We start from the raw sequence: 11,807 nt of genomic DNA, 5'->3' as shown, positions 1-11,807 counted from the left end.
TAAAGAGTATGTTTTTCTAAGAGCTGAAACGGTTAACGCTTTTTCTTTGTTCGACGAAATCGCTGCTGCTTCAACTCCTCGAGCTTTTTTAAGACAGCGTTCTCCGCACGTAAATACGCCAGTTCTTCTTTTAACTCTTCCAGGGTCATCTCATCATCAGATTTGGGTGGCGTTTGCGGGGAGTTCTTCAGTGGAATAATCGCTCTTTTATGTTTCTCCAACCCAATCATGCCTTGCTTTTCATATTTTCGGAGCCAACTCGTTAACGTCGTAGGGAAAGAGAGGTTTAACACCGCGCTAGTGTGTCTGACAGACCAGCCCTTTGTCCACAATAATTGCAACGCTTCCAGCTTAGCTTCCGCACTAAGAGAATGGCCATCAATTAAAAATGAATTTGAACCATGCATAGTGAAAACATGAGTCCAATAACGAACATGGTTTGTTGGGACAGAATATTTTTCAGCGAGCTCTCGAGGAGTGGAGCCATCAAGATACTTTTTAGCTACTTTGAACTTTAACTCGCGACTGTATTTGGACATAAATAAAAGACCCCCAATAATTGGTTGTCCAACTATTGGGGGTCACTTCAGAGATGGGAACGAGAGAAAGATCGTTCAAGTAGTTATATTTTCTTTAAACGATCAGCATTGTGCCTTCGCAGGAATGACGATATTGAGTTTGTCATCAGTCTGACGCTCCGTTAATAAACTACTTAGGCTCTTTCTGCACACTGTCTTCGATGGTTAAATCAAATCCGGAGAGAGCACCGTACTTAACTTCTGCAGAGGTTAATAAGCGCATCTTGTGAATGCCCAAATGTTGCAGGATCTGTGAACCGATACCAATTTCACTGCTGGCATTATGAGTTGGACAATTGGTTAAGTCGTTAGTCAAATGAGCAATGATCGAATCATTGGATAATGGTTTACCAATAACCACTAACACACCACCCGTTGGACTCGCCTGAATTTGTTCCATTGCATCCTGGATATTCCACTTATTCGAATCGACATTGAACAGATCAAGCGGGTAGTTCAATGCATGCACTCGCACAAGCGGAGCGCACTTCTCATCATTGATATCCAAGTTCTTGCTGGCTAATGCGTAATGCAACTGGTTATTAATCGTGTCTTTATAAGTGGTCAGCGTAAACGTACCTTGTCTGGTTGCTAGATCTTGCTCAAGTACACACTCAATGACACTTTCAGTTTGCAGACGATATTTAATTAAATCGGCAATCGTGCCTAATTTAATGTCATGTTCCGCGGCAAATTCTTCAAGTTGTGGTCTGCGAGCCATTGTGCCGTCGGGGTTGAGAACTTCGATAATTGCACAGGAAGGTTCTAATCCTGCGAGCTTTGCTAAGTCACAACCTGCTTCGGTGTGACCCGCACGAATAAGCACGCCGCCAGGCTTGGCAATAATCGGGAATACATGACCCGGAGAAACAAGATCTGAGGCTTTAGCATCTTCATTGGTCGCCAGCTTGATGGTGTGCGCTCGGTCGTGAGCAGAGATACCGGTTGTGATGCCAGTCGCAGCCTCTATTGATACGGTAAAGTTAGTACCAAATTGTTCTGTGTTCTTACGAACCATGACAGGCAGATTGAGTTGTTTGGCGCGTTGCTCGGTAATAGTCAGGCAAAGAAGTCCCCTTCCTTGTGTGACCATGAAATTGATGATCTCTGGGGTGATTTTTTCTGCGGCGATTAAAATATCACCTTCATTTTCTCTGTCTTCGTCATCCATAAGGATAACCATTTTACCCAGACGAATATCTTCAATGATGTCTTCTATTTTACTTAGAGCCATGGCGCAGTCCCGAATTTAAATTTAATTACGCATATATATTCCAGTGCGAATTTTAGCATTTAATTACTTAAATATCATTCCGTATTTCGTACACCTTATTCTTCATGGTGTTGAATGTAAATTTAAATATATCAATGAGATAAATTTATTTCTGTCGAAATGTTAAATCATACTTACCGAAGTTTTCAGTGAAGTAGCAGCAGTGTTCTTCAGAGCTGTTCCTCATTTTTAAACGCCACTTATGCTCAATCATTGTGACGATGCTCAGGTTTTATACAACATGATCTAGACAGATTTTGAGCGAATCACTAAGCTGATGTTGAATAAATAACGTGAAGTGAATATATATTCATAAGGTGATTATAATGAGAAATAAAATTTTAACTATCAGCGCATTAGCTATAGCTACTGCGTTCTCTGGTTTTACCATGGCTGACAATGGTTTAATCGCTATTATTACTCCGTCTCATGACAACCCTTTCTTTAAAGCGGAAGCCATGGGTGCCAAGGCGAAAGCTGAAGAGTTAGGTTACACAACCTTGATTGCCTCTCATGATGATGATGCAAACAAGCAGGATCAGCTAATTTCAACGGCGATTGCTCGTAAAGCAAAAGCCATCATTCTTGACAATGCGGGTTCTGACGTAACAATCGGTGCGTTAGAAAAAGCGAAGCAAGCTGGCGTGCCGGCGTTCTTGATTGACCGTGAGATCAACAAAACTGGCGTGGCTGTCTCTCAGATCGTTTCTAACAACTATCAAGGCGCACAGCTTGGTGCTGAAACATTTGTTGAGTTGATGGGTGGTGAAGGTAAATACGTTGAGCTACTAGGACGTGAATCAGACACTAATGCTCATGTTCGTTCTCAAGGCTACCATGATGTGATTGATGACTATAGCGACATGAAAATGGTGGCTCAACAATCTGCAAACTGGAGTCAAACCGAAGCATTCACGCGCATGGAATCAATCCTACAAGCTAATCCAGATATCAAAGGCGTTATTTCTGGTAACGATACTATGGCACTTGGTGCCGAAGCTGCTCTTAAAGCTGCGGGTCGCCATGATGTTATTGTGGTTGGTTTCGATGGCAGTGACTATGTTCGTGATTCAATTCTTGCCGGTGCAAACATTAAGGCAACCGTTCTACAGCCAGCATGGGATCAAGCGCAAATGGCAATGGTTCAGGCTGACCAATACATCAGAACCGGTTCTACTGGTCTAGATGAGAAACAATTAATGGATTGTATTCTTATTGATGGCAACAACGCTAAACAGCTAGATACGTTCGCAATGAAATAAGCTGTCATTACTTCGAGGAGTAAGGTGAAGCTTTACTCCTCTCAATTAAAAATATCCAAGTTGTAATTAAAGGATAGTAGGTATGAGCGTGAAGAATTTTACCAAATGGTCGTTGATTCCGCTGTGTTGCTTATCGTTGATTGGCTGCGACATTGTAAAGCTGGATGAAAATGGTAAGCCCATCATCCCAATGTCTGCAGAAGAGGCCGCATCTTTGCAAAACTTAACGCCAGATGTTTTGGCGGAACGGTTCTGGGGTGACATTCTTAAAGAAGCTCAATCAGGGGCATCTGTTTCAATCAAAGATCATCACGTAGATGGGAAAGCGAGCGAATTTGTTCGTATTAATGGTGTTGTAAGCTCTGTTGACGACAGCCAAAAAGCGGCAACGATGATAGTGACTCAAGAGCAATCTGAAGTTGTTGTACAGATTGGTCCCATCATTCGTGGCAATTCTATTCGCGACGCAGTGAGTTTTATTAATTTTGATGATTTCAAAAACCAGGTTCAGTTTGCTCGACTTTCTAAAGAGTTGAATAAAAAAGCAATGGAAAACTTTACTCGTCCTGATAGCTCATGGATTGGAGCCACTGTAGATATCTTAGCTGCTGTGACTTATAAAGGTACCGATGTTTCGGAAGTGATTCCTCTAGAAATTTCGAAGAGGTAGACGCATGAGTTTAGGTATTGATAACAAAGACGTTATTTTAAGAGCAGAAAATATCTCCATGGTATTTCCGGGTACTAAAGCGCTTGATAATGTTTCGTACAATGTTTATCGCGGTGCCGTCAATGTCATTATCGGTGAAAATGGTGCAGGTAAATCGACGTTGATGAAGATCCTGGCTGGGGTTCAGCAGCAAAGCGAAGGACAAATGTACATTGAAGGTAAGCCTGTCTCATTCTCTAGTACGCGCAATGCGGCAGAACACGGAATAGGCATGGTTCACCAGGAATTAAACCTATCTGAGAATCTTACGGTTGCCGAGAATATCTTCTTAGGCCGAGAAAAGCAGAAAGGTATCGCTCCAATTGACAATGAAACGCAATGTCAAAGAGCTTCGGAACTGATGAAGCGTTTAAAACAGAATATTGATCCGAATGAATTGGTTTCTAACCTTAAAGTTGGTCAGAAGCAGTTAGTTGAAATCGGTAAAGCCTTATCGGGTGACGTGGATATTCTAATCTTAGACGAGCCGACTTCTGCGCTAAGTAAGAAAGAAGTTGAAATCTTGTTTGGTGTTATTCGCGATCTTACTGCTCAAGGTGTTTCTATCATCTATATCTCACATCGCCTTGAAGAGCTAATGGAGATCGGCACTTATATCACGATCTTAAGAGATGGCAAATTCCAGTCAGAAGCTGCGGTGAAAGATATCAATGTTCCTTGGATCGTTCGTCAAATGTTAGGTAACGACCCAGTGACCGATTTTCTTCCCGAAAAGCGTAATTATGGAATGAAAGTTCTTGAAGCTGAAGGTATTACCTTAGCGTCGGAGACGGACTCAAATTTAGTCGATAACGTTTCTTTTTATGTTCGTGAAGGTGAAATCGTTGGTATTTACGGGCTAATGGGAGCGGGGCGAACTGAGCTATTTGAGTGCTTAGTCGGTAAAGCGATGTACAAAGGTCGTTTCTCTTTAAATGGAAAAATAATTAGTCCGAAAACAACAACTCCAGATCGAGTGAAAATGGGAATTGGCTTAGTTCCTGAAGATCGTAAACAGTCTGGTATTTTCCCTGTGAGTTCTGTTGCCAATAACTTAACGATTTCAAGTTTGTGGAAACGTTTAAAGGGCATGGCAATTTCTGAACAAGATGAGGAAAAAGCGGTTGCAGGGGCGATTGATAACCTCTCAATCAAAGTTTCTTCACCAAAAATTGAAATTCAAGCTCTAAGTGGAGGTAACCAACAAAAAGTTGTTATTGGTCGCTCATTGCTCACAGAGCCTAAAGTATTGCTTCTCGATGAACCTACCCGTGGTATTGATGTCGGTGCGAAAGGCGATGTATTCGAAATGATGGTTAAGTTATCTGAGCAAGGCATTGGCGTTTTGTTTTCGACTTCAGATTTGAAAGAAATTATGGCCGTCTCAGATCGAATTTTGGTTATGTCTAACGGTAAGTTAACCGCAGATGTACTTCGTAAAGAAACCACCGAAGAAGATTTAGTACTAGCAAGTGCACAGGGATTTTAATTATGAAAGCCAAAGCAGAAGGCATGACAATGCCAAAAAATCAATTTAACTCCGCGAATATTGGTTTGATACTGTTAAAGTTGAGAACGTTTATCGCACTATTTATCCTTTTAGGGTTCTTCTCATTTACCGTTGATGGTTTCCTTGCGCCAAGCAGTTTGATCATCATGATTAAACATATATCGATCAATGCGTTCTTAGCATTGGGTATTACCTTTGTCATTATTACCTCAGGTATTGACCTTTCTGTCGGCGCTACTCTAGGGTTTTGTGGCATGGTCGCCGGGTATCTTATTTCAAAAGGTATCGTACTACCGATGTTTGGTATCGCTATTTTCCCCAGTGTTTGGGTCATAGTGCCAACGGTTCTGGTGATAGGTGGCTTAATTGGTGCGATGAACGGCTTTATCATCACCCGTTATAACGTCGCTCCGTTCATTTGTACCTTGGGTACCATGTATGTCATCCGTGGTGCTGCGATGCTGATTTCAGGTGGTGAAACCTTCCCTGGTTTACAAGGCAACCCACAAATTGGTAACACAGGGTTTGAACAAATTGGTGCCGGTTATCTTTTCGGTATTCCTTACGCTATTTGGCTAATGTTCGTCGTCGCAGCCGTGATCGCTTACATAGCTAAAAAATTGCCTTTCGGTCGCCATGTCTATGCGATTGGTGACAACGAGCGTGCAGCCGAGCTGTCTGGTGTAAAAGTTAATAATGTCAAGATCTGGGTATATACAATTTCAGGTTTATGCGCAGCGTTAGCCGGTATTGTAGTAACGTCTCAATTAGTGGCTAGTCACCCTGCAACTGGTGCAGCGTTCGAGATGAATGCGATTGCCGCGGTTGTTCTTGGTGGTACTTCATTGGCTGGTGGTCGCGGTACAATTTCAGGCACTATAATCGGTGCATTTGTTATCGGTATTCTGGCTGATGGTCTGGTTATGATGGGTGTAAGTGAGTTCTGGCAAATGGTGATTAAAGGCATCGTAATCATTGTTGCTGTTGTTATCGACCAGATGCAAAGCAAGATGCAGTACAAAGCTGCAATTACATCTCAGAAGTCTGTTGACTAAGTTTAGTGTAGGAGAGGCAAAAGGTAGCAACTTCACATTTTAATGTTCTGACGCTATTTTTTTGCCCTTTATGAATATATATTCAATATTGAATATATTGGAGGTTGTTATGAATCCTTATCGTTTATCAACTGATGAACTTGCTAAGAAAGCCACCGATATTCGCAAACGAATTGTGGTGTTGAACTCTGAAAGCCCTGCTGGTGGTCATACTGGTGCGGACTTATCGCAAGTAGAAATCGTCACATCGTTATATTTTAGAATTTTAAATTGTGCACCTGACCGTTTAGATGACCCTGAACGCGATATTTACATTCAGTCAAAAGGCCACGCAGCTGGTGGTTACTACTGCTGCCTTGCTGAAGCAGGTTATTTCCCGATTGATTGGTTACCAACATATCAACATTCGGATTCCAAACTGCCTGGTCACCCAGTGAAGCATAAAACTCCTGGGGTTGAATTGAATACCGGTGCGTTAGGTCACGGTCTACCGGTTGCTGTAGGTTTAGCGCTAGCGGCTAAGAAATCGGGAAGCAAACGCAAAATATATGTTCTTACTGGTGATGGTGAGTTAGCTGAAGGCAGTAACTGGGAAGCGGCACTGGTCGCGGCGCACTACGGTTTGGACAACTTGATCATCATTAATGATAAGAACAAGTTGCAGCTTGCTGGCTTTACCAAAGACATTATGAAGACTGATCCGCTCGATGATAAATGGCGTGCATTTGGAATGCAGGTGACAGAGTGCGAAGGCAACAATGTTGAATCGGTTGTTTCGACGCTTGAGAGCTTAAAATATGAGGGTAAACCTCATGTAGTAATAGCAAATACCATCAAAGGCGCGGGCATCTCCTTCATTGAAGGACGCCCAGAATGGCATCACCGTGTACCAAAAGGTGATGAAGTGGCATTGGCATTGGAGGAGTTGAATCATGGGTAATGCAGAACACTTTGCAAATATTATGGTCGAGCGTTTTATCTCAGCAGTTGAAAGAGGTGTAGACCTTGTTCCTGTTGTTGCTGACTCAACTTCTACTGCGAAAATCTCGCCTTTTGTTAAAGCATTTCCAGATCGTTTAGTGAACGTTGGCATTGCTGAACAAGCCTTGGTTGGAACCGCGGCAGGTTTGGCGTTAGGTGGCAAAGTTGCTGTGACTTGTAATGCCGCACCATTTCTCATTTCTCGTGCCAATGAGCAAGTGAAAGTGGACGTATGTTACAACAACACAAATGTTAAGCTGTTTGGTCTGAACTCTGGTGCTAGCTATGGGCCTTTAGCAAGCACGCATCATAGCATTGATGATATCTCGGTAATGCGCGGTTTCGGCAATATCGAAATTTACGCTCCAGCGTCGCCAGCACAATGTCGCCAGATTATTGATTACGCTATCGAAAAACAGGGGCCAGTTTACGTTCGTTTGGATGGTAAGGAACTGCCTGAACTGTTTAATGACGATTACTGTTTTGAGTCGGGGAAAATCGACGTTTTGTCTGAAGGCAAAGATATCCTGCTTATCGGTATGGGCTCGGCTATGCATGAGGTTGTTGATGCGGCGGCTCTGCTTCGCGAACAAGGTGTTTCAGCACAAGTCGTATGTATCGCATCTATTCGCCCTTGTGATGTTAATCAGATTGCAGCCAACCTTGCTGGATTTAAATCAGTGATCACGGTTGAAGAGCATAACGTTAATGGTGGTGTAGGTGCTTTAGTCTGCGAAGTGGTTGCCGAGTTCGGTACGGGCAATCGTGTCAAACGTTTGGGTATTCCTGATGGGGATTATGCGCTAGCAGGCGATCGTAAGTCCGTACGAGCACACCACGGATTTGATGCAAACGGTATTTGTAAAACAGCACTTGAGATGGTTAAGGAGAACTAACATGTCTCAGCCATTTATTCTCGCCATTGATGAGGGGACAACCAACGCTAAAGCTATTGCTGTCAGTCAATCCGGTCAGGTTTTGAGTAAAGGCAGTGTTGCTGTTGAGTTGGTTCATCCACACCCTGGCTGGGCTGAACAGGATCCAGAAGCGATTTGGAATGCAACCCAATCCGCGATTGAAGCGTGCTTGCAACAACTCGATTCAGAGTTGTTGGCGGGCATTGCAATCAGCAATCAACGGGAATCTGTTCTCGTATGGGAGAGAAGTACTGGTCAGGCATTAACGCCACTTGTGAGCTGGCAGTGTCGTCGTTCTGAAGAGATTTGTGCCGATATCGCTAAAAAGCCGGAAGCGGAATTAGTTAAAAAGTTAACTGGCTCTGTTATCGACCCGCTGTTTCCTGCCTCAAAAATTCGTTGGCTTTTGGATCATTTAGAAAATGGTACGCAAAGAGCAATCAGTGGTGAACTGTGTGTCGGCACGGTGGATAGCTGGTTAGTTTGGAAATTGACTGGCGGCAAGCAATTTGTTACCGATGCATCTAATGCTTCACGTTACCAGTTGTTTAACATCAACACTTTTAGTTGGGATCCATTGTTACTCGATCTCTACCAGATACCAGAACAGTGCTTACCTAAAGTCATTGCTTCTACTGGTGAAAGAGGTGTAACGATTGGTCTATCAACGATTAAAGATGGTATTCCAGTTCTGGCACAAGCTGGCGATTCTCACGCCGCACTTTATGGGCAAGGGGGCTTCAATTCCGGTGTTGTAAAAGCAACTTACGGTACAGGGAGCTCATTGATGGTGCGGATCAATCAACCGCCAAAACACGATTATGGTGTCTCAACTACGGTTGCCTGGGATGACGACAAACCAAGTCTGGCGATGGAAGGAAATATTACCCATACGGGATCGGCGATTAAGTTTATCTCTAAGATCTTAGGTATATCAGATATCAATAAACTCAGTGAGTTAGCTTGGTCGGTTGAAAATAGCGAAGGTGTATTTTTTGTACCTGCGTTAGCTGGGCTAGGCGCGCCTTATTGGGACGCTAAGGCAAGAGGGCTCATCACGGGGTTAACCGATGCAGCAACGCCAGCGCATATCGCGCGAGCGGCTTTTGAGTCAGTTGCCTACCAAGTGGCGGATCTCTTCTTTGCTATGCAGTTATCCGGTGAGATGAAATTTAGTGCGTTGTCAGTGGATGGTGGCCCTTCTAAGAACCAACAGCTAATGCAATTTCAAGCCGATTTGCTACAAGTACCAATTATTAGAAGTGAAACCACAGAAATATCTGCATTGGGTGTCGCGTATATGGCCGGACGAACATTGAAATGGTGGCCTGAATATCGCGATTTAGATGCGCTTGCAAAAGAAGTGCAAGTTATTAAGCCTAATCCAGAAAACAAACTCGTTCTAGATAGTTACAAACTATGGAAAGACGCGATTGATAGAGCTCGTTACAGTCCGAATTAATCGTTACAACAGAAATAGTTATGATGATGTTTAGTCGCTAGAAAATAGCCATCTATACACATCAAATTAAACCCAAATCCTACATTACGTGAAGTACATCTTGGAGAACAAAAATGAAGTTAATTAAAGATAAAAAAATCTTGGTTGCCGCTGATTGGGCTGGTTTTCCTCTAAAAGAAGTCATTGTTAAGTATCTCGAAAGCAAAGGTTGGGAAGTGACGGATATTGGTGTCAAAGACCCTGATGATCCAAACGTAGAAATGTTCCACCGAATTGGTTTACGCGCAGGCTCAATGATCACGGAGAAAGAGTTTGAGCGTGCCATTATTTTCTGTGGTACCGGTATGGGTGTACATCTGGCTGCGGCGAAGTGTCCAGGTGTTCGCTGTGGTGTGGTTGAAAGCGTCCCAGCAGCTCGTCGCTGTGTGATTGGTAACGATGTGAATGTGCTATCACTGGGTGCATGGTATGTTGCTCCAGAAATGGGTAAAGCAGCGGTTGACGCCTTCTTAAGCACAAAATTTGGTGATGACCATGAGTGGTGGCCAGATTTCTATGAGTATCACAAAATTGCCGTTGATGAGATGGATGCGTTTGACTACGACGAATACAAAGCAAATGGCTTCCAAGTTAATAAACTCGGTGATTTGACTTTGAGTCTAGTTGACAAACCTGAGCAATGTTGTTGATTTTTAGGCTGAACTTTTGACTAGTAAGCTGCTAATCAGTGTTGTCTTGCTGAAAGCAGCTTTGAGTTGAATAGCCAATTCAGCCTATATGTATCGAAACGAGTTAACCCGCTGGGGGTTAGTGAACTTGGCCAACTTGCATCGCAAGTTGGTCTTTTTTCTTGTATCAACAAAGCATAGTGTGAATTTTTATTCGAAAATGAATATAATGCCAATTGCACCATTAAACTGTTCAGTCATTAGACAATGAGCACCGAACGCAAACACGCATAAACCCATCCTTGGGGCTCCGCCGAGCCATCCATGGCTCGGAGGGTTTGCTTATCGGTACTCAATGTCTAGTTGATCAGGAAATTAAGGTAATTGGTACAATGCCAAAGTGGATCACGTGAGTACTTTATTTCAGAGGATATCGGATGTTAAAGAGGGATGAACAGCGCCTATTAGTGAAAATTGCGACACTTTATTACAACGAGAATAAAAAGCAGTCTGATATCGCTAAAGAGCTTGATCTTTCACAGTCTTTTGTTTCAAGGGCATTATCTCGCTGTACTAAAGAAGGTATCGTTAAGATCACTGTCGTGCAACCTTCTAATGTTTATTTAAATGTTGAATCTGAGCTAGAAAAGAAATACTCATTAGTGCAGGCCATCATCGTTGATGTGGCGGAAAGCGCAAGTGAAGATGAAATTAAACGTGCTATTGGCTCTGCCGCTGCTCACTATATGCAAACCTCGTTACCTGCCAATTCATTAGTTGGCGTATCCGCTTGGAGTGGTACGATTCGTGAAATGGTGGAACAGTCTCATCCGTTAAGTATCAAAGCGAAAGGTGTTGTACAGCTCTTGGGAGGAGTGGGGGTTAATGGTAATGCTCAAGCATCGATGCTGACTCACTCACTGGCCGGAATGTTAAATTGCAAAGCTTACCTTTTGCCTTCTCAAAGCATTGAACGAACTGTAGATTACAAGCAAATGCTGATAAAAACAGACGAAGTAAGCTCTGTTGTGAATATGTTCGATAAAGTGGATTTTGCTCTTGTAGGTATTGGTATGCTCGAGCCGTCACACTTGTTGAAATCATCGGGCAACTACTACAAAGATGACATGGTAGAAGATCTTGCTGCACGTGGTGCCGTTGGGGACATCTGCCTTCATTACTTTGACGAAAACGGCAAGCCTGTTCTTGGCTCAGATGAAGACCCTGTGATAGGTATGGATCTCGATTCGGTAAAACGTTGCCCAAGAGTGGTTGCTTTAGCCGGTGGTATGGATAAGTTAGCGGCAATCAAAGGCGCACTGACAGGGGGCTATCTCGATATCCTTATTATCGATGTTCATACGGCGAAAAAACTTCTTTGATTTTGCTGTA

At 43.1% G+C, this 11,807-nt stretch carries 11 protein-coding genes; 9 read left to right on the top strand and 2 right to left on the bottom strand.

What is annotated here, in order from left to right:
* Positions 1–32 precede the first annotated feature (32 nt).
* Together ACK5MF_RS01240 and ribB are read right to left on the bottom strand one after the other, a co-directional pair.
* Positions 33–539, bottom strand: a complete 507-nt coding sequence (locus tag ACK5MF_RS01240) for a helix-turn-helix domain-containing protein (RefSeq protein ID WP_416918598.1) — start codon at positions 537–539, stop codon at positions 33–35.
* A gap of 169 nt (positions 540–708) precedes the next feature.
* Positions 709–1,812: a 3,4-dihydroxy-2-butanone-4-phosphate synthase gene (ribB, locus tag ACK5MF_RS01235; protein ID WP_416918596.1), complete on the bottom strand. Its 1,104-nt coding sequence runs from the start codon at positions 1,810–1,812 to the stop codon at positions 709–711.
* Between the two features lie 365 nt (positions 1,813–2,177).
* On the opposite strand from ribB, the gene ACK5MF_RS01230 reads away from it, so the two are divergent.
* The 9 genes from ACK5MF_RS01230 to ACK5MF_RS01190 all read left to right on the top strand — a co-directional run bounded on the left by ACK5MF_RS01230 (position 2,178) and on the right by ACK5MF_RS01190 (position 11,797).
* A complete protein-coding gene (locus tag ACK5MF_RS01230; RefSeq protein ID WP_416918594.1) occupies positions 2,178–3,113 on the top strand; it encodes a D-ribose ABC transporter substrate-binding protein in 936 nt (311 codons plus the stop codon).
* Between the two features lie 82 nt (positions 3,114–3,195).
* Positions 3,196–3,783: a DUF2291 family protein gene (locus tag ACK5MF_RS01225; protein ID WP_416918592.1), complete on the top strand. Its 588-nt coding sequence runs from the start codon at positions 3,196–3,198 to the stop codon at positions 3,781–3,783.
* Positions 3,784–3,787: 4 nt separating this feature from the next.
* Complete coding sequence (locus ACK5MF_RS01220) at positions 3,788–5,311, top strand: sugar ABC transporter ATP-binding protein (RefSeq protein WP_416918590.1); 1,524 nt, start codon at positions 3,788–3,790, stop codon at positions 5,309–5,311.
* A 2-nt stretch (positions 5,312–5,313) separates the two neighbouring features.
* A complete protein-coding gene (locus tag ACK5MF_RS01215; protein ID WP_416918588.1) occupies positions 5,314–6,387 on the top strand; it encodes an ABC transporter permease in 1,074 nt (357 codons plus the stop codon).
* 109 nt (positions 6,388–6,496) lie between these two features.
* Positions 6,497–7,327: a transketolase gene (locus ACK5MF_RS01210; protein ID WP_416918586.1), complete on the top strand. Its 831-nt coding sequence runs from the start codon at positions 6,497–6,499 to the stop codon at positions 7,325–7,327.
* Positions 7,320–8,264: a transketolase family protein gene (locus ACK5MF_RS01205; protein WP_416918584.1), complete on the top strand. Its 945-nt coding sequence runs from the start codon at positions 7,320–7,322 to the stop codon at positions 8,262–8,264. Before ACK5MF_RS01210 ends, ACK5MF_RS01205 begins: the two co-directional genes overlap by 8 nt.
* A gap of 1 nt (position 8,265) precedes the next feature.
* The gene (locus tag ACK5MF_RS01200) at positions 8,266–9,747 is read left to right on the top strand and encodes an FGGY family carbohydrate kinase (RefSeq protein WP_416918582.1); all 1,482 of its coding nucleotides are present in this window, start codon (positions 8,266–8,268) and stop codon (positions 9,745–9,747) included.
* A 113-nt stretch (positions 9,748–9,860) separates the two neighbouring features.
* Positions 9,861–10,436 carry an RpiB/LacA/LacB family sugar-phosphate isomerase gene (locus tag ACK5MF_RS01195; protein WP_102955509.1) on the top strand — a complete coding sequence of 192 codons (576 nt, stop codon included), beginning with the start codon at positions 9,861–9,863 and terminating at the stop codon, positions 10,434–10,436.
* A 416-nt stretch (positions 10,437–10,852) separates the two neighbouring features.
* A complete protein-coding gene (locus ACK5MF_RS01190) occupies positions 10,853–11,797 on the top strand; it encodes a sugar-binding transcriptional regulator (protein WP_416918581.1) in 945 nt (314 codons plus the stop codon).
* Positions 11,798–11,807: the final 10 nt, after the last annotated feature.

The organism is Vibrio sp. (genome assembly GCF_047973365.1).
Taxonomy (GTDB): Bacteria; Pseudomonadota; Gammaproteobacteria; order Enterobacterales; family Vibrionaceae; genus Vibrio.
This window is presented reverse-complemented; position numbering and strand designations above follow the sequence as displayed.

Coding starts and splice junctions, on each gene's coding strand:
- ACK5MF_RS01240 (WP_416918598.1), bottom strand. CDS start 539: ATGTCCAAATACAGTCGCGAGTTAAAGTTCAAAGTAGCTAAAAAGTAT.
- ribB (WP_416918596.1), bottom strand. CDS start 1,812: ATGGCTCTAAGTAAAATAGAAGACATCATTGAAGATATTCGTCTGGGT.
- ACK5MF_RS01230 (WP_416918594.1), top strand. CDS start 2,178: ATGAGAAATAAAATTTTAACTATCAGCGCATTAGCTATAGCTACTGCG.
- ACK5MF_RS01225 (WP_416918592.1), top strand. CDS start 3,196: ATGAGCGTGAAGAATTTTACCAAATGGTCGTTGATTCCGCTGTGTTGC.
- ACK5MF_RS01220 (WP_416918590.1), top strand. CDS start 3,788: ATGAGTTTAGGTATTGATAACAAAGACGTTATTTTAAGAGCAGAAAAT.
- ACK5MF_RS01215 (WP_416918588.1), top strand. CDS start 5,314: ATGAAAGCCAAAGCAGAAGGCATGACAATGCCAAAAAATCAATTTAAC.
- ACK5MF_RS01210 (WP_416918586.1), top strand. CDS start 6,497: ATGAATCCTTATCGTTTATCAACTGATGAACTTGCTAAGAAAGCCACC.
- ACK5MF_RS01205 (WP_416918584.1), top strand. CDS start 7,320: ATGGGTAATGCAGAACACTTTGCAAATATTATGGTCGAGCGTTTTATC.
- ACK5MF_RS01200 (WP_416918582.1), top strand. CDS start 8,266: ATGTCTCAGCCATTTATTCTCGCCATTGATGAGGGGACAACCAACGCT.
- ACK5MF_RS01195 (WP_102955509.1), top strand. CDS start 9,861: ATGAAGTTAATTAAAGATAAAAAAATCTTGGTTGCCGCTGATTGGGCT.
- ACK5MF_RS01190 (WP_416918581.1), top strand. CDS start 10,853: ATGTTAAAGAGGGATGAACAGCGCCTATTAGTGAAAATTGCGACACTT.